Below are 20,653 nucleotides of genomic sequence, written 5' to 3'. Positions count from 1 at the left end.
GTGCCGTGACCGATGGAAAACCGACGGGAACAAGCCTCACATTCCATGGCCAGGAAGGCATTCCGGATTGGGCCGTCGGGTCTAAACGGTGGATCAGCCCCATGAGGGGGCACCACGCTGATGAGGTGGTGGCGTGCGAGAGAATGGCGGCATGGAGATGCCGAGGAACGAACGGTCGCCGGGGAACCCCCAGATCCTTGTCGTGGGTCAGGACGGGATGGCGCTCGGCGGTGGCGACGGGCACGAGGACTCCCGTGAGACCCCGGTGACGGAGCAGGTGGAACAGCCGGCCAAGGTCATGCGGATCGGCAGCATGATCAAGCAGCTCTTGGAGGAGGTGCGGGCGGCTCCCCTCGACGAGGCCAGCCGGGTGCGACTCAAGGAGATCCACGCCAGCTCGGTGAAGGAGCTGGAGGACGGCCTGGCCCCCGAGCTGGTCGAGGAACTGGAACGGCTCTCCCTGCCGTTCACCGACGACGCCACCCCGAGCGACGCGGAACTGCGGATCGCGCAGGCACAGTTGGTGGGCTGGCTGGAGGGTCTCTTCCACGGGATCCAGACGACGCTGTTCGCCCAGCAGATGGCCGCCCGCGCCCAGTTGGAGCAGATGCGCCGCGCGCTCCCGCCGGGCGTGACCGGCCCGGAGGGCGGCGACGACCAGCACGCCGGCGGTCGCTCGGGCGGCCCGTACCTGTAAGCACCCCCTGACTCGGCCAGACACACCAAGGGCCCGGCGGACGACCGCCGGGCCCGACTCGTGCCCCGGACCGCCGGGGGGCGGTTCACTGCGGCGGATTGCCCGTCGACACCCTCAGCTCGATGGTGCCCACGTCGTCCTGGTCGACGTCGGTGCCCTGTTCGGGGAACTGGTTGAGGACGGTCCCCTCACCCCAGGTGTTGTCGTCCTCCTTCTTGATGTCCCACTTCCAGCCCGCGGCCTGGAGGCACTCCTTCACAGAGCCGATGTCCTTGTACCGGAAGTCGGGCAGCTCGATCTTGTCCGGGTCGCTGTAGGACTCCTGCGGATCGGTGCACTTGGTCTTGTCGATCCGCCGGGTGGTGTCCGGACCGCGGTAGCCCGCCTGGTGCGACGCGGACGCGGAGGCGCTCGATCCGCCGCTGCCGCCCCTGGCGTCCTCGCCGGTGTTCCTCAGCGTGAGCGCGACGATCAGGCCGACGGCCACGACGGCCGCCACCGCGACCGATCCGACGACCACCGGCCGCCTGTTCCGGCCGCCGCCGGGCCGGCCCGCCTGCTGCGGCGCCATCGTGTACGGCGGCGGGGTCGGGGCGGCGCCCTGCGGGCCGTAGCCCACGGGCGCCGTCTGGTAGCCGCCCTGCTGCGGGTAGCCGTAACCCGGGGCGGGAGTCGGGTGGCCGTACGGGTTCGGAACCGGTGCCGGAGCCGGCGGGTACGGCGTCTGCACCTGCCCGTGCGGCGCCGCCGGGGCCGTCCGGTCCACCGGCGGGAACACCGCGGAGCCGACGCCCGAGCCGCTCTGCGCCGGTCCGGCGCCCGGCACGATGCTCGGCGGGGCCGCCTGGAAGGAGGCCGCGATCCGCAGGCACTCGTCGCGCATGGACTCGGCGGTCGGAAAGCGCTCGTTCGGGTTCTTCCTCAGCGCGCGGGCGACCAGCGCGTCCACGGCGGGCGGCAGCGCGCGGTTGACCGAGGAGGGCGCCACCGGCTCCTCCTGCACATGGGCGTACGCGATGGCCAGCGGTGAGTCCGCGTCGAACGGCAGCCGCCCGGTGACCAGCTGGAACAGCATGATGCCGACCGAGTACAGGTCGGAGCGGGCGTCCACGCCGCGGCCGAGGGCCTGCTCGGGCGAGAGGTACTGCGGGGTGCCGACGACCATGCCGGTCTGGGTCATCGAGGTGACGCCGGACTGCATGGCACGGGCGATGCCGAAGTCCATGACCTTGACCACGCCCCGCCTGGTCACCATCACGTTGCCCGGTTTGATGTCGCGGTGGACCAGCCCCTTCTCGTGGCTGATCTCCAGGGCCGCGAGCACATCGGCGGTGACCTTCAGGGCCTTGTCCGCGGGCATCGCGCCGTACTGCCGGATGTCCTCCTCCAGGACGGAGCCCAGCGGCCGGCCCTCGACGTACTCCATGACGATGTACGGCGTCGCCATGCCGTTCAACTCGTCCTCGCCCGTGTCGAAGACGGAGACGATGTTGGTGTGCGTGAGCTTGGCCACGGCCTGCGCCTCGCGGCGGAAGCGCTCGCGGAAGGCCGGTTCCCGGCCGAGTTCGGTGTGGAGCGTCTTGATGGCGACCTGGCGGTCCAGCACGGCGTCGTACGCGAGGTGCACGGAGGCCATGCCGCCCTCGCCCAGCAAGTCGCGCAGCTGGTAGCGGCCCCCGGCCAGCGCCTGCCCCGCGTACCGGCCGTGTGCGCCGTCCTGGCTCATCTCTCCGCGTCCCCCACCGGCCGTGCGGCGCCGTCAGCCGGCGGACAGGCCTTGATCGAATGTGTCATTCCCGGCCAAGTCTGCCCGAGGGCCCCGGCACGTCAAGCGCGGTGCCCGTTCCGTGACCGTACGCGCAAGAAGCGTCGCGCAAGCGTTACAGGGGACGTACGGCCGGCGCACAGAATTTGCACGACAGCGCGTGCTAGAGGTTTCATGGCCGGTCCGTCTCGGGTCGGTCCCGGTTGCCGTTCCGAACCGGTGGCCCCCGCGGAGGCTGTAGCGTGGCGGACGGAGACCGTAACAACACCGCGCGCACCGCGGGCAGAAACGACGGCGAGGACTGATGGCACAGACGCAGCGCTCTCAGGGCCCGTCCGACCCCGAGGCGACTGGCGGCGGCATGTCAGACGCGCCGGAGATGTGGGGCAACGGCGGGCTCGTCGGCGACGGCCGCTACCGGCTCACGCACCGGCTGGGCCGGGGCGGCATGGCCGAGGTGTTCGCGGCCGAGGACGTCCGTCTGGGCCGGACGGTCGCGGTCAAGCTGCTCCGCGCGGACCTGGCCGAGGACCCGGTCTCCAAGGCCCGCTTCACCCGCGAGGCACAGTCGGTCGCCGGCCTCAACCACCACGCGATCGTCGCCGTGTACGACTCCGGCGAGGACACGGTGGGCGGCCAGTCCGTGCCGTACATCGTCATGGAGCTGGTCGAGGGCCGCACCATCCGCGACCTGCTGCTGAACGCCGAGGCGCCGGGCCCCGAGCAGGCCCTGATCATCGTCTCCGGTGTGCTGGAGGCGCTCGCCTACTCGCATCAGCACGGCATCGTCCACCGTGACATCAAGCCGGCGAACGTCATCATCACCCACAGCGGTGCCGTCAAGGTGATGGACTTCGGCATCGCCCGCGCCCTGCACGGCGCGTCGACGACGATGACGCAGACCGGCATGGTCATGGGCACCCCCCAGTACCTCTCCCCGGAGCAGGCGCTCGGCAAGGCCGTCGACCACCGCTCCGACCTGTACGCCACCGGCTGCCTGCTGTACGAACTCCTCGCGCTGCGGCCCCCGTTCACCGGCGAGACCCCGCTGTCGGTGGTCTACCAGCACGTCCAGGACATGCCGGTGCCGCCGTCGCAGGTCTCCGAGGGGACCTGCCCGCCGGAGCTCGACGGCCTGGTCATGCGCTCGCTCGCCAAGGACCCCGACGACCGGTTCCAGACGGCCGAGGAGATGCGCGGGCTCGTCCAGTACGGCCTCCAGATGCTCTACGACCAGGGCGGGCACACCGGCACCTGGAACACCGGCCCGGTGCAGACGCACGACGGCCGGCAGACCCCGGCGGGCGGTTTCGCCGGGACGACCGTCATGCCGCACCCGGCGGACGCCTCGGGCACCACGCAGATCCCGCAGCCGATCCTGCCCGCGGGCTACGGCAGCGGCGACGACGGCGGCTTCGAGGGGCACGGCAACAAGGGCAGCGGACGCGGCAAGCTGTGGCTCCTCGCCGTGTTCGCGGTCATCGCCATCGCGGCGGGCGTGGCGCTGGCGCTGAAGGGCGCGGGCGGCAGCGGCGGCAACGACACCGACATCCAGCCGACGAAGACCCAGTCCAAGAGCACGAAGCACGAGTCGCCCACCCCGACCCCGACCGACGACAAGACCGACCAGCAGCCCTCGGACCCCGAGACGAGCAACGGCTCCGACACGGGCACCGGCTCCGGCTGGCCGCCGGCGACGACCCCGTCGTACACCCCGTCGAGGACGGCGAGTTCCACCCCGAGCACCGAGCCGTCGCAGCCGCAGACCTCGCAGTCGCAGCCCACGGACCCGACGAACGGCGGCACGGACACCGGCGGCACGGACACCGGCGGCACGGACACCGGTGGCACGGACACCGGTGGCACGGACACCGGCGGCACGGACACCGGTGGCACCGAGGGCACCACGACGGACGGCAGCACCGGCCTCACCACCGGTTGAAGGACACCCACGGCGGCCGGGACGGCGTCCCCCTGAGGTGACGCCACCGGTCCGCCGCACGAACGCGCCCTGCCCGGACGCGTCTCATCGCCCGCACGGGGCTTCTCGCCCGCACGAGGCTTCTCGCCCGTCCGGGACCTGATGTCCGGCGCCTGTCGGTGGCGCCTATTGCACGAACGCGTCGCACACCGCGTCGTACCCGCGGGTCCACCACACCGCGAGGGCCGACGCGGCCGGGAACTGGGTGTCCGCGCGCGTGTCGCCGCGCTCGTAGTGCCAGCGCAGCATCCAGAAGTCGTTCAGCCGCTCCCACCACACCCGGTGCACGGCCGCGGACAGTTCCGAGGGCGTGGCGCCGGCCGCGCGCCGGTACGCGCGCGCGTAGGCACGCACTTTCGGCAGGTCCAGGGTCCCGCCGGGCGCCACGAAGAAGATCACGGCGGCGCGTACGGCCTCCTCCGCGCGCGGCTGCACCCCGAGCCGGTCCCAGTCCACGATGGCGGCCGGGGCGTCGTCCTTGTACAGCAGGTTGAACGGGTGGAAGTCGCCGTGCACCCAGCCCACCGAACCGCCGCGCGGCGGGCGCCGGTCCGCGTGCTGTTCCAGGAGCGCGCGGCGTTCCAGCAGCCGGTGCCGGGCGAGTTCGTCGAAGGCGTCGGCGGGGCGGTGCCGGCGCACATGGGCGAGCAGGTCGTCGATCAGGGCGAAGGTGTCGGCCGGGTCCGCGCTCTCCACCGGGTGGGGGCTCGTCGCCGGGCGCGTGCGCCCCTTGGGGGGCATCACACGCTCCAGGCAGGCGTGCACGGCGCCCAGGAGCGCCCCCAGGCGCGCGCTCTCCCCGCGGGTGAGCTGGCCGCCGTGCCGGTGCCTGCCGTCGATCCAGGGGTGCAGGGCGTAGGCGTGGCCGCCGACGACGGCGACCGTGCGGCCCTCGCGGTGCGCGAGCGGGACGGCGACCGGGACGCCGAGGTCGGCGAGGCGCTGGGTGGCCAGGTGCCGGCGTTCGATGGCGGCCGGGTCGGCGGTGTCCGGGTCGAAGTGGTGCTTGAGGAAGTAACGGCCGCTCGTGGTGCACAGCCGGTAGCCGCGGTTGAGCAGGCCCTGGTCGACCGGGTCACAGGCGAGGGCGGTACCCGCGGCGTACAGGCGGAGCAGGGCGCCCAAGGGGAGCGCGTGGGGCACGGGGGGTGGTACACACGAGCGCGGCACGCGCCAGATGCTAGGGCACGCGCGGCCCCTGTGAGCTGGGGCTTGTCACACGCAGTCATCAGTGGTCGCTTTCGGTCACGAGTCGGGCGTTTCCGTCTCCGTACGGGCCGCGGCGAGGTGTTCGTCCGTACGCGCCCCGGGGCCTCATCCGAATGCAGGAGAAATACCGCGACTTTTCCCTCTTCGTGTGCGAGTCCGGTCTCACATGAAACTCTTCCCGTGACCTGGGTGCGCGGGATAACGTGCGGTTGCTCCGGACTGCCGCAAGGCTGTGACCAGCGCGCTTCCGCATCGCCTCGATTTACTTGGAAATCCAAGCAAAATCGCAGGTCAAACGGGGTTTCACAGAAATGTGGGGCACTGGGTAACGTGATGGTTGCAGGGCGCTCGCCGGGGCACCTGTCACGCCTGTTCCCGGCCGAGTGGCACCCACCCCGTGCCCGGTGGTCGAAACAGGTGAGCCGCACTGGCCTACCGGCAACCCCGGGGGCCGGAACGACGGAGGAGCACACGTGACCGTGGAGAGCAGTGCCGCGCGCAAGCCGCGACGCACCGCCGCAGGCAAGGCCGGCACCACCGGCGGCAAGACCGGCACCACCGGCGCCGCGACCGGAGCCACCGGCACCAAGCGCACCACCCGCAGCACCGCCAGGAAGAGCACGGATCCGGAGCTCGTACAGCTCCTGACGCCGGAGGGCAAGCGGGTCAAGAACGCCGAGTACGACGCCTACGTCGCCGGCATCACCCCCGAAGAGCTGCGCGGCCTGTACCGCGACATGGTGCTCACCCGCCGCTTCGACGCCGAGGCCACCGCCCTCCAGCGCCAGGGCGAACTGGGCCTGTGGGCGTCCCTGCTGGGCCAGGAGGCCGCCCAGATCGGCTCCGGCCGGGCCACCCGCGAGGACGACTACGTCTTCCCGACCTACCGGGAGCACGGCGTCGCCTGGTGCCGCGGCGTCGACCCGACCAACCTGCTCGGCATGTTCCGCGGCGTGAACAACGGCGGCTGGGACCCGAACAGCAACAACTTCCACCTGTACACGATCGTCATCGGCTCCCAGACGCTGCACGCCACCGGCTACGCGATGGGCGTCGCCAAGGACGGCGCGGACTCGGCGGTCATCGCCTACTTCGGCGACGGTGCCTCCAGCCAGGGCGACGTCGCCGAATCGTTCACCTTCTCCGCGGTCTACAACGCCCCCGTGGTGTTCTTCTGCCAGAACAACCAGTGGGCGATCTCCGAGCCGACCGAGCGCCAGACCCGCGTCCCGCTCTACCAGCGCGCGCAGGGCTACGGCTTCCCCGGCGTCCGCGTCGACGGCAACGACGTCCTGGCCTGTCTCGCGGTCACCAAGTGGGCGCTGGAGCGCGCCCGCAACGGCGAGGGCCCCACGCTGGTGGAGGCGTACACCTACCGCATGGGCGCCCACACCACCTCCGACGATCCCACCCGCTACCGGGGCGACGAGGAGCGGCTGGCCTGGGAGGCGAAGGACCCGATCCTGCGGCTCCGCCGGTACCTGGAGGCCTCAAACCACGCGGACGAGGGATTCTTCGCGGAACTTGAGACCGAGTCCGAGGCGTTGGGCAAACGAGTGCGCGAAGCGGTCCGCGCCATGCCCGACCCGGACCACTTCGCCATCTTCGAGAACGCATACGCGGACGGGCACGCGCTCGTCGACGAGGAGCGCGCCCAGTTCGCCGCCTACCAGGCGTCGTTCGCCGATGAAGGGGGTCACTGAGATGGCCGAGAAGATGGCGATGGCCAAGGCCATCAACGAGTCGCTGCGCCGTGCCCTGGACACCGACCCCAAGGTGCTGATCATGGGTGAGGACGTCGGCAAGCTCGGCGGCGTCTTCCGGGTGACGGACGGGTTGCAGAAGGACTTCGGCGAGAGCCGGGTCATCGACACCCCGCTCGCCGAGTCCGGCATCGTCGGCACCGCGATCGGCCTGGCCCTGCGCGGCTACCGCCCGGTGGTGGAGATCCAGTTCGACGGCTTCGTCTTCCCGGCCTACGACCAGATCGTCACCCAGCTGGCCAAGATGCACGCCCGCTCGCTGGGCAAGGTCAAGCTGCCGGTCGTCGTCCGCATCCCCTACGGCGGCGGCATCGGCGCGGTCGAGCACCACTCGGAGTCGCCGGAAGCGCTGTTCGCGCACGTGGCCGGCCTGAAGGTGGTCTCCCCGTCCAACGCGTCGGACGCGTACTGGATGATGCAGCAGGCCATCCAGAGCGACGACCCGGTGATCTACTTCGAGCCCAAGCGGCGCTACTGGGACAAGGCCGAGGTCGACTTCGAGGCGATCCCCGCCCCGCTGCACAAGGCGCGCGTGGTCCGCGAGGGCACCGACCTGACCCTGGCGGCCTACGGCCCCATGGTGAAGCTGTGCCAGGAGGCGGCGGACGCGGCGGCCGAGGAGGGCAAGTCCCTGGAGGTCCTGGACCTGCGCTCGGTCAGCCCCCTCGACTTCGACTCCGTCCAGGCCTCGGTGGAGAAGACCCGCCGCCTGGTCGTGGTGCACGAGGCACCGGTGTTCTTCGGCTCCGGCGCGGAGATCGCCGCCCGGATCACCGAGCGCTGCTTCTACCACCTGGAGGCACCGGTCCTGCGGGTCGGCGGCTACCACGCCCCGTACCCGCCGGCGCGCCTGGAAGAGGAGTACCTGCCGGACCTGGACCGTGTGCTCGACGCCGTCGACCGCTCGCTGGCGTACTGAGGAGAGGGCCGTGACGACGATGACGGAAGCGTCCGTACGCGAGTTCAAGATGCCCGACGTGGGAGAGGGACTCACCGAGGCCGAGATCCTCAAGTGGTACGTCCAGCCGGGCGACACGGTGACGGACGGCCAGGTGGTCTGCGAGGTGGAGACGGCGAAGGCGGCCGTCGAACTGCCCATCCCCTACGACGGCGTGGTCCGCGAACTGCACTTCCCCGAGGGCACCACGGTGGACGTGGGCACGCCCATCATCGCGGTGGCGGTGGCCGGGGCCGGCGGCGCGGCGCCGAAGGCCCCCGCCGAGCAGCCCGCGGCGGCACCCGCCCCGGCGAAGGACGAGCCGAAGCCGGAGGGCCGCCAGCCGGTCCTCGTCGGATACGGCGTGGCGGCCTCCTCCACCAGGCGCCGCCCGCGCAAGGGCCCCGAGGTCACCGTCCCGGCGCCGGCGCAGGCGGTCCAGGCGGAGCTGAACGGCCACGGCGGCGCGGTCGCCGGGAAGCCCCGTCCGCTGGCCAAGCCCCCGGTGCGCAAGCTGGCCAAGGACCTGGGCGTCGACCTGGCCGCGATCACCCCGTCCGGCCCGGACGGCATCATCACGCGTGAGGACGTCCACGCGGCGGCCACGCCCCGGACGGCCGAGCCGGCCGCCCCGGTCACGGCGGCGCCCGCCGCTCCCGCGGCCCCGGCGCCCGTGGCGTCGTACGACACCGCGCGGGAGATCCGCATCCCGGTCAAGGGGGTCCGCAAGGCCACCGCGCAGGCGATGGTCGGCTCGGCGTTCACCGCGCCGCACGTCACCGAGTTCGTGACGGTGGACGTGACCCGCACGATGAAGCTGGTCGAGGAGCTGAAGCAGGACAAGGAGATGCAGGGCCTGCGGGTGAACCCGCTGCTGCTGATCGCCAAGGCCCTGCTGGTCGCCATCAAGCGCAACCCGGACATCAACGCGTCCTGGGACGAGGCGAACCAGGAGATCGTGCGCAAGCGCTACGTCAACCTGGGCATCGCGGCGGCCACCCCGCGCGGTCTGATCGTCCCGAACATCAAGGACGCGCAGGACAAGACGCTCCCCGAGCTGGCTCAGGCACTGGGCGAGCTGGTGTCCACGGCCCGCGAGGGCAAGACCTCCCCCGCGGCGATGCAGGGCGGCACGGTGACCATCACCAACGTCGGCGTCTTCGGCGTCGACACGGGCACCCCGATCCTCAACCCGGGCGAGTCGGCGATCCTCGCGGTCGGTGCGATCAAGCTCCAGCCGTGGGTCCACAAGGGCAAGGTGAAGCCGCGTCAGGTCACCACGCTGGCCCTGAGCTTCGACCACCGCCTGGTGGACGGCGAGCTGGGCTCGAAGGTGCTCGCGGACGTCGCGGCGGTCCTGGAGCAGCCGAAGCGGCTGATCACCTGGGCCTGAGCCCTTCCGGACGGTGACACCGCAGGCATGGAGGGAGCGGTCGCGACATCCGCTTGCGACCGCCCCCGCCGCCAGTCCCGGCTGAGCGGGAGTCAGGTTCGGCTGCGAACCCTCCGGCTCCGCAGCGGACCCCTCACGGGCCACCTGGCCCGGAAGCGGTCCGCAGGGCGTTGAGCAAGGCCGCGCCCCGTTCGGCGTCGTCCACGCTCACCGCGAAGTCCGTACGGCGGCCCCGGGGACGTACGACCAGGCAGTCGCCGGCGCGGAGCATGACCGTCGTACCGAGGCCGCTGAGGCGGTAGCCCCAGCCACCGACCTGGGACGGCAGCCGTCGCTCGGCGCGGGCGGACTCGATGGCCGCCGGGGCCCACCGGCGGGCGGGCCAGCCGAGCGGGCCGAACGACACCTCCAGGCCCGCTTCGGACACCTTCGCCTGGACCGAGGAGAACGCCGCGCCGGCGAGGGAGGCCACGGCGCAGCCCGCGCACGCCGGCCACAGTGCGGCGGGGTCCGCCAGGCCGACGGCCAGCGCCACCAGCGAGCCGACGGCGAGCAGGCCCGCCACCGCCGCCAGCAGTTGCAGCCAGGGGTTGGCCACGCGGGAGAACCACACCAGCCGCTCGCTCTCGGACAGCTCCAGTGCGGGGGGCGCGGTGGCCGGCGGTGCGGTGGATCGGCTGGTGTACCGCCAGGTCAGCGCGCCGACGATCGCTGCCATGGCCAGGGACACCACCACGAAGAGGGCCGGCAGGCGGGCATCGTGCCAGTCCGCGCGGTCCAGGTTGGCGCGGACCACGCAGACCTGCGCACCGACGAGCAGCGTCGCCGCGGGCGCCAGTGTCAGCGCCCGCCAGGGCCGCAGGGCCGGCCAGGAGCGGCGCCATCGCACGCTCACCGCGAGCGTGAGCACGAGCCAGACGCCCGCCGGGAAGAGGGACGCCGCCCACAGGGGCATCGAGCCGTCGGGGGCGCCGCCGCCCCAGTGGGTCGCCAGCCGGCCGGGGAGCCGGTCGTGCGCGGCCCAGGGCAGACCGGCGAGCACGGCCGTGACGGCCGCGCCCGAGCCGATGGGCCACCAGCGCGCCGTACGGCCCCGGGACACGCGCCCGTCGCCCTTCCCCGTCATGCCGGTCACGCCCGTCACGTCAACCCCCGGATCATGTCGATGAGATCGCTTTGGCTGTAGCCCAGTCGGGACGCCTCCGCCCACAGGTCCAGCACCCGGATCTGCAACCCGGAGCGCCGGTCCGCGCCCTCGGCGACCGTGATGCCCCGGCCCCGGCGGAATTCCAGCAGGCCCTCGTCCCGCAGCTCGCGCAGGCCGCGCAGGACGGTGTTGACGTTGATGTCGAGGGCCGTGGAGAGATCGCGGGCCGAGGGCAGCCGGTCGCCGGCGCGGCACTCGCCCTCGGCGATGGCCCGCCGGATCGCCGAGGCGACCTGCTCGTGCAGAGGACGGGTGTCGGTCTTGTCCAGACGCAGCAACATGGTGCTAATGAAGCTAGCACCATGCATGCCATCGTGGCGACGCGCACAGCAGAAAGGGCCCGACGCGTTCCGCGTCGGGCCCTGCTGCCGGATGGTGCGTCAGCCGAGCTTGGCGAAGCCGTAGTTGAGCAGCTTCTTCGCGTCCGCCTCGCGCTGGGCGATGGAGGAGGAGGCGAGGACGGTGCCGATGACGGTCTTGCCGTTCCGGGTCGCGGCGAAGACCAGGCAGTACTTGGCCTCGGGGCCGGAACCGGTCTTCACGCCGATGGTGCCGCTGTAGCTGCTGAGGAGCCCGTTGGTGTTCTTCCACGGGTTCATCGTGCGGGTGCTGCCCGTCTTGGTGACCGTCTTCGCGGTGTACGACTTCGTCTTGACGATCGTGCGGAACGTGGCACTCTTCATCGCGCTGCTGGCGATCTTCGTCAGGTCGCGCGGCGTCGAGTAGTTGGAGCCGTTGCCGATGCCGTCGAACGAGTCGAAGTGGGTGTTCTTCAGACCCAGGTTCTTGGCGGCGGTGTTCATCTTGCCGATGAAGGACTTCACCCGCGCGGCCCGCGTGGAGCCGGAGCCGAACTTGTCGGCGAGCGCGTAGGCGGCGTCGCAGCCGGACGGCAGCATCAGGCCGTACAGCAGCTGGCGGACCGTCACCTTGTCGCCGACGATCAGGTGGGCCTGGGAGGCGTTGTTCTTGACGACGTAGTCGCTGTACGCCTTCTGGATCGTGACCTTGGCGTCGAGGTTCAGGTTCGACTGCGCGAGCACGACCTTGGCGGTCATGATCTTCGTGGTGGAGCCGGTGGAGCGCCTGGTGTCCGCCGCCTTCCCGTACAGCGTCGCGGCGTTGGCGTTGTTCATCACGAACCCGCCCTTGGCCACGATCGACGGCGCGGTGACGGCCTGTGCGGGCGCTGCGGTGAGGGCACCGGTCGCGAGCAGCGCGCCGGACGTGACGGCGACGGCAGTTGCTCTGCGGAGGCGGATGCCCTTGATGCCGGTAATCAAAGTGATGACCTCGAATGTCTTGAATGCCCCTGGAATGCGGCCGAGTTGAGGTGGCAAGCGGGAGGGGGCCGCATAGGTGTGACACGTAAGTAGCACAGAAGGTTGCGGTCGCTGCGAGAGACGTGCGTCACGTCCGCATGATGGACGGTCCCGCCCTTGCGTACGTGTTGTATCTATGCTGTGGGCATGAACACGGCCGTCGAGCAGTCCGCCCCGCAGTCCCTCAAGCCACCACCCGCCGCCGACCGCGTGTACACCCACGTCAAGCAGGGTGTGCTCGACCGCCGCTACGAGGGCGGCACCCTGCTCACCGAGGGGGAGCTGGCCGAGGCCGTCGGGGTCTCGCGCACGCCCGTCCGGGAGGCGCTGCTGCGGCTGGAGGTCGAGGGCCTCATCCGGCTCTACCCGAAGAAGGGCGCCCTGGTCCTGCCGGTCTCCGCGCAGGAGATCGCCGACGTGGTGGAGACCCGGCTGCTGGTCGAGGAGCACGCGGCCCGCAAGGCCGTACCCGCGCCGCCGGGCCTGCTCAAGCGGCTGGCCGAGCTGCTGGAGCAGCAGAAGGCGCAGGCCGCCGCCGGCGACCTGGCCGCCGCCGCGGTCACCGACCGCTGCTTCCACGCCGAGATCGTGCGCAGCGGGGGCAACGAGATCCTCTCCCGGCTCTACGACCAGTTGCGCGACCGGCAGCTGCGGATGGGCGTCGCCGTCATGCACTCCCACCCCGACCGGATCGCCAAGACGCTCGCCGAGCACGAGGAGATCCTGGACGCGCTGCGCGCCGGCGACGCCGAGGCGGCCGTCGGGATCGTGCACCGGCATGTGGGCTGGTTCTCGCACCTGGCACGGGGTGAGGTCCGATGAGCCTTCCGGGGCGCGGCGCCACCCTTCCGGGTGATCCGCCGGGCGGGCGCCGGGCCGTCGCCGTGTGGTCCACGGGCGTGGCCGTCTACTTCGTCGCCGTCATCTTCCGTACGTCGCTGGGGGTGGCCGGCCTCGACGCGGCCGACCGCTTCCACGTGGGGGCCTCCGCGCTCTCCACGTTCTCCATTCTCCAGCTGCTGGTCTACGCGGGCATGCAGATACCCGTCGGCCTGCTCGTGGACCACCTCGGCACCAAGAAGGTGCTGAGCATCGGTGCGGTGCTCTTCACCGCCGGACAGCTGGGCTTCGCCTTCTCCCCCTCGTACGGCACCGCGCTCGCCTCCCGGGCGCTGCTGGGCTGCGGCGACGCGATGACCTTCATCAGCGTGCTGCGGCTGGGCACCCGCTGGTTCCCGGCCCGGCGCGGCCCGCTGGTCGCGCAGCTCGCGGGCCTGGTCGGGATGGCGGGCAACCTGGTCTCCACCCTGGTCCTGTCCCGGCTGCTGCACGGCATCGGCTGGACCCCGGCGTTCGCGGGCAGCGCGCTGGCGGGCGCGGTCGTCCTCGTGCTCACCCTGCTGTTCCTCAAGGACCACCCCGAGGGGCAGGAGCCGGAGCCGTCCCCGCACCGGGGCGCGGCCTACGTCCGCCGGCAGATCGCCGCGTCCTGGCGGGAGCCCGGCACCCGCCTGGGCCTGTGGGTGCACTTCACCACCCAGTTCCCGGCGATGGTGTTCCTGCTGCTGTGGGGCCTGCCGTTCCTGGTCGAGGCGCAGGGCCTCAGCCGTGCCACGGCCGGCGAGCTGCTCACTCTCGTCGTGCTGTCCAACATGGTGATCGGCCTGGTCTACGGCCAGATCGTCGCCCGGCACCACGCGGCGCGGCTGCCGCTGGCGCTGGGCACGGTGGCCGCCACCGCGCTGCTGTGGGCGGCGACCCTGGCCTACCCCGGGGAGCACGCGCCGATGTGGCTGCTGCTGGTGCTGTGCACGGTGCTCGGCGCGTGCGGCCCGGCGTCGATGCTCGGCTTCGACTTCGCCCGGCCGGCCAACCCGCCCGAGCGACAGGGCACGGCGTCCGGCATCACCAACATGGGTGGCTTCATCGCCTCCATGACGACGCTCTTCGCGATCGGCGTGCTGCTGGACGCGACCGGGGACGACTACACCGTGGCGTTCAGCGCCGTGTTCGTGCTCCAGGCGCTCGGGATCGGTCAGATCCTGCGGCTGCGGGGGCGGGCGGCCCGGCGGGAGCGCGAGCGGCTGGTCGCCAGCCGGGTGGAGACGGTGCACGTGCCCGCGGCGTGAGCCGCGGGGCCTCCCGGCCGCCCGTGCTCCTGCGGTCGGCCGAGAGGCCGGCCGGGTGCCGTCACGGCGTCACCGCGAAGTGGCGCAGGATGGCCGCCGCCAGTTCCTGGTCGCCCTCCGTCTTCACCCGGTCCGCCACCGCCTCGGGGCTCACCCGGCCGCAGGCCAGACGGACGTAGGTCTCCCAGTCGAGGGTGAGGGTGGCCGCCGGGCCGAGGGCGGGGACGGTCTCCAGGGTGCCGCGGCCCTGGATGTCCACGCGGACCGTGCGCAGGAACTCGACGGGGCCGTGCACGTCGAACACGATCGCCGAGCTGCGCGGGGCGTTCGCGTCGTGCGCCACGACCTTGGGCAGCGCCTCCAGCAGGACGTCCCGGGTGACGTAGGCGCCCGGCGAGTCCAGGTTGCCGGGGCGGCCGAGGGCCGCGCGCAGGTCCTGCTCGTGCACCCACACGTCGAACGCGCGGGCGCGGTAGGCCTGTTCCAGGGTGATCTCCGTGCCCAGCGGCCCGCGCACCTTGGTGCCGGGGTCCCGGGCCTCGTTGCGCAGCTGGCGGTTGCGGCGGATGACCGTGTACTCCAGCTCGGCCGTCATCTCCGGCGCCGTGTGGTGGCGGCGGACGTCGACCTGCATCTCCATGTAGCGCTGGTGCTCGGTGGTGACGTGGAAGAGGTCGCGCGGCAGGGAGTGGATGGGGCGCGGGTCGCCGAGCATCTCGCAGTCCAGGCCGATGACATGGGACACGACGTCCCGCACCGACCAGCCGGGGCAGGGTGTCCGCCGGTTCCACTCGCCTTCGACGAGCGACTGCACCATCTCGGATATCGCTTCGATGGAGTGGGTCCAGGCGTCGGCGTAGGGCTGGAGGGTGGGATGCAGACTCACGGAACGGGACCCCTCGGCGGTCGGTACACGGGCAGGTTGTGGCGGCATGGCCAGCGGGCGGCTGCACTTCGGCGGGTGTCTTGGAGTCCCCCAGGTTCTCGGCTGTGCTCGAACTGGGGGCACCCCCAAGTTACGCTGCTGAAAGGCACCCCGGCAGTGCTTTCGTGTGACGATCGTAGGCCCGTGTGGACGACTCGAATGCCAGGACGGTGGTAGTGTGCGCGCCTCGCTGATCCAGATCGCCGTGGACGAGGACGAACCGGTCGACTCCCGGCGCCGGCGCGTGGCCGCGCTGGTGCGGGAGCAGAGCGGTGCCGACCTCGTCGTACTGCCCGAACTGTGGACCACCGGCGCCTTCGCCTTCGAGGAGTTCGGCCGGGCGGCCGAGCCGCTCGAAGGGCCGACGTACGAGGCGATGGCCAAGGCGGCGAGCGACGCGGGCGTGTGGCTGCACGCCGGCTCCCTTCCCGAGCGGGACCCTGACGGCACCCTCTACAACACGTCCCTCCTCTTCTCCCCCTCCGGTGAGCCGGCCGCGGCCTACCGCAAGATCCACCGCTTCGGCTTCGACAAGGGCGAGGCGGTGCTGATGGGCGCCGGCCGGGACCTGGTGACGGCCCGGCTGCCCGGGACCACGCTCGGCCTGGCCACCTGCTACGACCTCCGTTTCCCCGAGCTCTTCCGCGGTCTGGTCGACGCCGGCGCCGAGACGCTGGTGATCCCGGCGGGCTGGCCCGAGCGGCGACGCGCGCACTGGACGCTGCTGGCCCGGGCGCGGGCGGTGGAGAACCAGGCGTTCGTGCTCGCCTGTGGAACGGCCGGGACCCACGCCGGGGTTCCGCAGGCGGGTCACTCGATCGTGGTGGATCCGTGGGGCGAGGTGCTCGCCGAGGCCGGCCCCGGAGAAGAGGTCCTCACGGTCGACCTGGACCCGGCGAAGGTCGGCGCGACCCGCGAACAGTTCCCGGCGCTCAAGGACCGGGTGCTGGGCCTGGAGGCGCCCCGGAGCCTGCGCTAGGGGCCTGTCAGTCCTCCTGCCCCTCCTTCTCGGCGAGGTGGATCACGCACACCGCCACCGCGATCAGCAGCGCCGGGTCGGCGTCCTCCCGTACGACGTCCACGCCGTACGTGTCGCGGACGCTCAGCCAGCGGCGGGAGATCACCGCGAGGAGTTCGCCGTCGTACTCGACGGCGAACTCGCGGTCCAGGATCTTGCCGCTGACGTCGAGTTCGGTGCCGTCCACCAGCGAGACCCGGTAGTGGTTGCGCAGCAGGGACAGCCGCTTGCGCCGGATCCTGGCCAGGGGCTCGCCCTCGCGTTCGATCAGCATGGTGTCGCGCAGGGCGAACATCTTCTGGTGGATGTCGATCAGGACCCGCCCCTCGGTGTCCTTCAGCTCGAAGGTGTCCCGCAGGCGCATCGCCTTGCCGTCGACGAGGAACACCTTCCGGCCGTGTTCGTCCTCGATCCACCAGTCGTCACCGATGCCGAGGATCCGGTCGCGCACGAGGAATCTCATACGGGTCATGCTTCCCCGGCGCCGGTCGATCGTCACAGGTCGTGCCGGTTCGTCAGGCCGGCGGGAGGCGTCGCGCGGCCACACCTTCCACGGGCGCCGTCCCGAACCGCCTGCGGTACTGGGAGGGGCTCAGCCCGGTCTCCCGCCGCAGCCGCGCCCGCAGATCGGCCGCCGTACCCAGGCCGCCGTGCGCCGCCACGACGTCCAGCCGCTCCTCACCCCGCTCGATCAGCCGGCACGCCGGCGCCACCCGCTCCGCGGTGAGCCAGGCCGGCGGGGTCGTGCCCAGTCGGCTGCGGAAGCGCCGGTGCAGCGTGGCGGGGCTGACCGCCGCGCGGGACGCCAGGCCGGCCACCGTCAACGGCTCGTCCAGCCGTTCCTGCGCCCACGCCGGCAGCGGACCGAGGGACTCGTCGGGCACCTCGGGCACCGGCCGCTCCACGAACTGCCGCTGCCCGCCGTCCCGGTGCGCGGCGAAGACGAGCCGCCGGGAGACGTGGCTGGCGATCTCCGCGCCGTGGTCCCGGCGGACCAGGTGCAGACCGAGGTCGAGCGCGGAGGCGCTGCCGGAGGCGGTGAGGATGTCGCCGTCGTCCACGAAGAGCACGTCCGGCTCCAGGCGCACCGCGGGGAAGCGGGACCGGAAGGCCTCCGCCCACATCCAGTGACAGGCCGCGCGGCGCCCGTCCAGCAGCCCGGCCTCCGCGATCGTGAACGCGCCCGAGCAGAAGCCGACGAGGCGGGCGCCACGCGCGTGTGCCCACCGAGACCTGCTCTTCGAGCCCACCGGGACGCCGACCGTCGGCGACCGGCACGAGGACGTCCCCGGCCACGTGGACGCGACCACGGGTCACCCGCTGTCGTGACCCGCTCCTGACGGGACGCCGGAATCCACCGGGACACCAGGTGTCGCGCGGATGAACTTCCCGTTCCCCCAGAGGGGTTGGCCAACCAAGGGGACGAGCCCCGAGTCGGACGGTGCGGAAGCCGGCGCAAGCCGGCCGAACAGTCCGCCCGTTCCTCCCGGAGGTCCGCCATGTCCGCTCGCGCCCACCACCGCCGGCCCGCCCGCGCGTTCGCCCTGGCCGTCGGCACGGCCGCCGCGCTGGCCGTGCCGTTCGCCCTGTCCGGCACCGCGTCGGCGACCACCTCGCCCGCCACCGCCGAGGTCAACCCGTACGACTGGCAGCTCACCTACAAGGCCGCCCCCGGCCAGACCAACAAGGCCACCGTCACCGCGTCGCTCACCGCCGACCGCACCGGCATCACCTACGTGATCGACGACACCGTCACGATCAAGGCGGGCCACGGCTGCGCCCACCCGGACGGCGCGGACCGCACGAAGGTCTCCTGCACGGTCACCATGCTCGACAGCCAGGACCCGTACGCCGCCCTGATCGTGGACCTCGGCGACCGCGACGACACCCTCGCGTACAAGAACGCCACCGACCAGATCTACTACTACGCCCAGGTCTCCCTGGGCTCCGGCAACGACAAGGCGACCGACTCCGGCCGCCTCGACGGCGCCTACGTCTCGGGTGACGCGGGCGACGACCGGCTCTCGGTCGGCAAGGAGGGCCTGGCCTGGGGCGGCGACGGGAACGACACGATCAACGCGAGCGGCGGCGACAACATCGTGCAGGGCGGCAAGGGCGACGACGTGCTGCACGGCGGCGCCGGAGCCCAGGACCTGGCCGGTGACGACGGCAAGGACACGATCACCGGCGGCACCGGCGACGACACCCTGTACGGCGGCAAGGGCGACGACGTCCTGTACGGCAACAGCGGCGACGACAAGCTGTACGGCAACAGCGGGAACGACAGGCTCTACGGCGGCCCGGGCCGGGACACGCTCTCCGGCGGCCCCGGCCGGAACGTGGTCCACCAGGGCTGACGGCCGCGCCGGTCACGGGCGGGCCGCCCCGCGCCCGGCTTTTCCACAGGCCCCGAAACGGCTGTCGGCGTCAGGTGGCACTCTTGGAGCCATGACCGACTCCGCACCCCGACGCGCCCGGGTCCGGGCCCCCGAGCTGACCGGCAAGGGCGGCTGGCTGAACACGGGAGACCAGCAGTACACCCTCGCCGACCTGCGCGGACGCATAGTCGTCCTGGACTTCTGGACCTTCTGCTGCATCAACTGCCTGCACGTCCTGGACGAGCTGCGCGAGCTGGAGGAGAAGCACCGGGACACGCTCGTGGTGATCGGGGTGCACTCGCCGAAGTTCGCGCACGAGGCGGAGCACCAGGCGGTCGTGGACGCCGTGGAGCGCTACGACGTGGCGCACCCGGTCCTGGACGACCCCGAGCTGGCCACCTGGAAGCAGTACGCGGTCCGTGCCTGGCCGACGCTCGTGGTGATCGACCCCGAGGGGTACGTCGTCGCGCAGCACGCGGGCGAGGGGCATGTGCACGCCATCGAGCGGCTGGTGACGGAGCTGGAGGCCGAGCACGAGGCCAAGGGCACCCTGCGCCGTGGCGACGGGCCGTACGTCGCACCGGAGCCGGAGCCGACGGCGCTGCGCTTCCCGGGCAAGGCCCTGCTGCTGCCGTCCGGCACCTTCCTGGTCAGCGACACCACCCGGCACCAGCTGGTGGAGCTGGCCGAGGACGCCGAGACCGTCGTACGGCGCATCGGCTCCGGCACGCGCGGATTCGCCGACGGCGGCCCGCGGGAGGCGTCCTTCAGCGAGCCGCAGGGCCTCGCCCTCCTCGACGACGGCTCGGTGGTGGTCGCCGACACCGTCAACCACGCCCTGCGCCGCCTGGACCCGGCCACGGGCGAGGTGACCACCCTGGCGGGCACCGGGAAGCAGTGGTGGCAGGGCTCGGCGACCTCCGGCCCGGCCCGCGAGGTGGACCTCTCCTCGCCGTGGGACGTGGCGGTCTTCGGCGGCAAGGTGTGGATCGCGATGGCGGGCGTCCACCAGCTGTGGACGTACGACCCGGCCGGGCGCACGGTCGCCGTGGCGGCCGGCACCACCAACGAGGGCCTGGTGGACGGGCCCGCGGCCGAGGCCTGGTTCGCCCAGCCCTCCGGCCTCGCGGCCACCGCCGACCGGCTGTGGCTCGCCGACTCCGAGACGAGCGCCCTGCGCTGGGTCGGCCTCGACGGGCAGGTGCACACCGCCGTCGGCACCGGCCTGTTCGACTTCGGCCACCGGGACGGCGCCGCCGACCAGGCCCTGCTCCAGCACCCGCTGGGCGTCACCGCCCTGCCGGACGGCTCGGTCGCCGTCGCCGACACCTACAACCACGCCCTGCGCCGCTACGACCCGGCGACCGGCGAGGTCACGACGCTCGCCACCGACCTGCGCGAGCCCAGCGACGCCGTCCTGGTCGGTGAGGACATCGTGGTCGTGGAGTCGGCCCGGCACCGGCTGACCCGGCTGCGGCTGCCGGAGGAGGCGGTGCGCGTGGAGTCGGTCGCCCACCGCACCCGGCGCGCCGCGACCGAGGTCGTCCCCGGCGCGCTGCGCCTGGACGTGATCTTCCAGGTCCCGGCCGGCCAGAAGCTCGACGACAGCTACGGCCCCCCGACCCGGCTGCTGGTCTCCGCCACCCCGCCCGAGTTGCTGCTCAAGGGCGAGGGAGCGGACACCGACCTGTCCCGCGACCTGGAACTGAACCCGGACGTCACGGAGGGCGTCCTGCACGTCTCCGCGATGGCGGCGTCCTGCGACGACGATCCGGCCAACGCGTACCCGGCCTGCCACGTCCACCAGCAGGACTGGGGCGTCCCGGTCCGCCTCACCGAGGGCGGTGCGGACCGGTTGCCCCTGGTGCTGGCCGGGATGGACGACGCCGCCCCCGGACAGGGCTGAGCGGCGCGGTCGGCGGGCACGGT

General features: G+C 72.3%; 17 protein-coding genes and 1 pseudogene. 10 read left to right on the top strand and 8 right to left on the bottom strand.

The features are described 5' to 3' along the window. Positions 1–151 precede the first annotated feature (151 nt). On the top strand, positions 152–697 hold the full coding sequence (locus tag AQJ11_RS17090; protein WP_015493299.1) for a bacterial proteasome activator family protein: 546 nt from the start codon (positions 152–154) through the stop codon (positions 695–697). 85 nt (positions 698–782) lie between these two features. On the opposite strand, the gene AQJ11_RS17085 is transcribed toward AQJ11_RS17090, so the two are convergent. Beyond that, positions 783–2,423: a protein kinase domain-containing protein gene (locus AQJ11_RS17085; RefSeq protein ID WP_059263624.1), complete on the bottom strand. Its 1,641-nt coding sequence runs from the start codon at positions 2,421–2,423 to the stop codon at positions 783–785. Positions 2,424–2,766: 343 nt separating this feature from the next. On the opposite strand from AQJ11_RS17085, the gene AQJ11_RS17080 reads away from it, so the two are divergent. Further along, positions 2,767–4,404, top strand: a complete 1,638-nt coding sequence (locus tag AQJ11_RS17080; protein ID WP_175252209.1) for a protein kinase domain-containing protein — start codon at positions 2,767–2,769, stop codon at positions 4,402–4,404. Positions 4,405–4,569: 165 nt separating this feature from the next. Here AQJ11_RS17080 and AQJ11_RS17075 read toward each other — a convergent pair whose 3' ends face one another. After that, the gene (locus AQJ11_RS17075; protein WP_175252210.1) at positions 4,570–5,586 is read right to left on the bottom strand and encodes a phosphotransferase; all 1,017 of its coding nucleotides are present in this window, start codon (positions 5,584–5,586) and stop codon (positions 4,570–4,572) included. Positions 5,587–6,125: 539 nt separating this feature from the next. Between AQJ11_RS17075 and pdhA the strand changes: the two genes are divergently transcribed. Genes pdhA through AQJ11_RS17060 form a run of 3 tightly spaced genes read left to right on the top strand, consistent with a single transcriptional unit; the run spans position 6,126 to position 9,745 of the window. Continuing rightward, positions 6,126–7,355 (top strand): pyruvate dehydrogenase (acetyl-transferring) E1 component subunit alpha, encoded by a 1,230-nt coding sequence (gene pdhA / locus AQJ11_RS17070; protein WP_014673837.1) that lies wholly within the window; start codon positions 6,126–6,128, stop codon positions 7,353–7,355. 1 nt (position 7,356) lies between these two features. Then, positions 7,357–8,334: an alpha-ketoacid dehydrogenase subunit beta gene (locus AQJ11_RS17065; protein ID WP_014673838.1), complete on the top strand. Its 978-nt coding sequence runs from the start codon at positions 7,357–7,359 to the stop codon at positions 8,332–8,334. Between the two features lie 10 nt (positions 8,335–8,344). Next, complete coding sequence (locus AQJ11_RS17060; RefSeq protein ID WP_059263623.1) at positions 8,345–9,745, top strand: dihydrolipoamide acetyltransferase family protein; 1,401 nt, start codon at positions 8,345–8,347, stop codon at positions 9,743–9,745. A gap of 133 nt (positions 9,746–9,878) precedes the next feature. On the opposite strand, the gene AQJ11_RS17055 is transcribed toward AQJ11_RS17060, so the two are convergent. From AQJ11_RS17055 to AQJ11_RS17045, 3 genes are all read right to left on the bottom strand, one after another. Continuing rightward, entirely contained in the window at positions 9,879–10,871 is a 993-nt protein-coding gene (locus AQJ11_RS17055; protein WP_398780565.1) for a DUF1648 domain-containing protein, read from the bottom strand. A gap of 14 nt (positions 10,872–10,885) precedes the next feature. Beyond that, complete coding sequence (locus tag AQJ11_RS17050; RefSeq protein ID WP_014673841.1) at positions 10,886–11,233, bottom strand: GntR family transcriptional regulator; 348 nt, start codon at positions 11,231–11,233, stop codon at positions 10,886–10,888. Between the two features lie 99 nt (positions 11,234–11,332). After that, positions 11,333–12,235 (bottom strand): D-alanyl-D-alanine carboxypeptidase family protein, encoded by a 903-nt coding sequence (locus AQJ11_RS17045; protein ID WP_014673842.1) that lies wholly within the window; start codon positions 12,233–12,235, stop codon positions 11,333–11,335. Between the two features lie 186 nt (positions 12,236–12,421). Between AQJ11_RS17045 and AQJ11_RS17040 the strand changes: the two genes are divergently transcribed. Further along, positions 12,422–13,096 (top strand): GntR family transcriptional regulator, encoded by a 675-nt coding sequence (locus AQJ11_RS17040; protein WP_041665969.1) that lies wholly within the window; start codon positions 12,422–12,424, stop codon positions 13,094–13,096. Continuing rightward, positions 13,093–14,403 (top strand): MFS transporter, encoded by a 1,311-nt coding sequence (locus AQJ11_RS17035; protein ID WP_014673844.1) that lies wholly within the window; start codon positions 13,093–13,095, stop codon positions 14,401–14,403. The genes AQJ11_RS17040 and AQJ11_RS17035 overlap by 4 nt, the downstream gene beginning before the upstream one ends. A gap of 61 nt (positions 14,404–14,464) precedes the next feature. Here AQJ11_RS17035 and AQJ11_RS17030 read toward each other — a convergent pair whose 3' ends face one another. Further along, complete coding sequence (locus AQJ11_RS17030; protein WP_014673845.1) at positions 14,465–15,289, bottom strand: maleylpyruvate isomerase family mycothiol-dependent enzyme; 825 nt, start codon at positions 15,287–15,289, stop codon at positions 14,465–14,467. Positions 15,290–15,506: 217 nt separating this feature from the next. Here AQJ11_RS17030 and AQJ11_RS17025 point away from each other — a divergent pair, with 217 nt between their 5' ends. Next, positions 15,507–16,307 carry a carbon-nitrogen family hydrolase gene (locus AQJ11_RS17025; RefSeq protein ID WP_058081199.1) on the top strand — a complete coding sequence of 267 codons (801 nt, stop codon included), beginning with the start codon at positions 15,507–15,509 and terminating at the stop codon, positions 16,305–16,307. A gap of 7 nt (positions 16,308–16,314) precedes the next feature. Here AQJ11_RS17025 and AQJ11_RS17020 read toward each other — a convergent pair whose 3' ends face one another. Beyond that, a complete protein-coding gene (locus tag AQJ11_RS17020) occupies positions 16,315–16,809 on the bottom strand; it encodes an LURP-one-related/scramblase family protein (protein WP_059263622.1) in 495 nt (164 codons plus the stop codon). A gap of 52 nt (positions 16,810–16,861) precedes the next feature. Then, positions 16,862–17,575, bottom strand: a pseudogene (locus AQJ11_RS17015) (helix-turn-helix domain-containing protein); the annotation flags it as partial. 270 nt (positions 17,576–17,845) lie between these two features. On the opposite strand from AQJ11_RS17015, the gene AQJ11_RS17010 reads away from it, so the two are divergent. Next, the gene (locus tag AQJ11_RS17010; protein WP_059263621.1) at positions 17,846–18,703 is read left to right on the top strand and encodes a calcium-binding protein; all 858 of its coding nucleotides are present in this window, start codon (positions 17,846–17,848) and stop codon (positions 18,701–18,703) included. 91 nt (positions 18,704–18,794) lie between these two features. Beyond that, positions 18,795–20,630: a thioredoxin-like domain-containing protein gene (locus tag AQJ11_RS17005; protein ID WP_059263620.1), complete on the top strand. Its 1,836-nt coding sequence runs from the start codon at positions 18,795–18,797 to the stop codon at positions 20,628–20,630. The last annotated feature ends 23 nt before the right edge of the window (positions 20,631–20,653 follow it).

It is taken from the genome of Streptomyces corchorusii, assembly GCF_001514055.1.
In the GTDB taxonomy this organism is placed as follows: domain Bacteria; phylum Actinomycetota; class Actinomycetes; order Streptomycetales; family Streptomycetaceae; genus Streptomyces; species Streptomyces olivaceoviridis.
This window is presented reverse-complemented; position numbering and strand designations above follow the sequence as displayed.

Bases quoted from the DNA above. Each gene is read 5' to 3' on its own strand.
- AQJ11_RS17090 (WP_015493299.1), top strand. From the start codon at position 152: ATGGAGATGCCGAGGAACGAACGGTCGCCGGGGAACCCCCAGATCCTT.
- AQJ11_RS17085 (WP_059263624.1), bottom strand. From the start codon at position 2,423: ATGAGCCAGGACGGCGCACACGGCCGGTACGCGGGGCAGGCGCTGGCC.
- AQJ11_RS17080 (WP_175252209.1), top strand. From the start codon at position 2,767: ATGGCACAGACGCAGCGCTCTCAGGGCCCGTCCGACCCCGAGGCGACT.
- AQJ11_RS17065 (WP_014673838.1), top strand. From the start codon at position 7,357: ATGGCCGAGAAGATGGCGATGGCCAAGGCCATCAACGAGTCGCTGCGC.
- AQJ11_RS17055 (WP_398780565.1), bottom strand. From the start codon at position 10,871: ATGACGGGGAAGGGCGACGGGCGCGTGTCCCGGGGCCGTACGGCGCGC.
- AQJ11_RS17050 (WP_014673841.1), bottom strand. From the start codon at position 11,233: ATGTTGCTGCGTCTGGACAAGACCGACACCCGTCCTCTGCACGAGCAG.
- AQJ11_RS17040 (WP_041665969.1), top strand. From the start codon at position 12,422: ATGAACACGGCCGTCGAGCAGTCCGCCCCGCAGTCCCTCAAGCCACCA.
- AQJ11_RS17035 (WP_014673844.1), top strand. From the start codon at position 13,093: ATGAGCCTTCCGGGGCGCGGCGCCACCCTTCCGGGTGATCCGCCGGGC.
- AQJ11_RS17020 (WP_059263622.1), bottom strand. From the start codon at position 16,809: ATGAGATTCCTCGTGCGCGACCGGATCCTCGGCATCGGTGACGACTGG.
- AQJ11_RS17010 (WP_059263621.1), top strand. From the start codon at position 17,846: ATGTCCGCTCGCGCCCACCACCGCCGGCCCGCCCGCGCGTTCGCCCTG.
- AQJ11_RS17005 (WP_059263620.1), top strand. From the start codon at position 18,795: ATGACCGACTCCGCACCCCGACGCGCCCGGGTCCGGGCCCCCGAGCTG.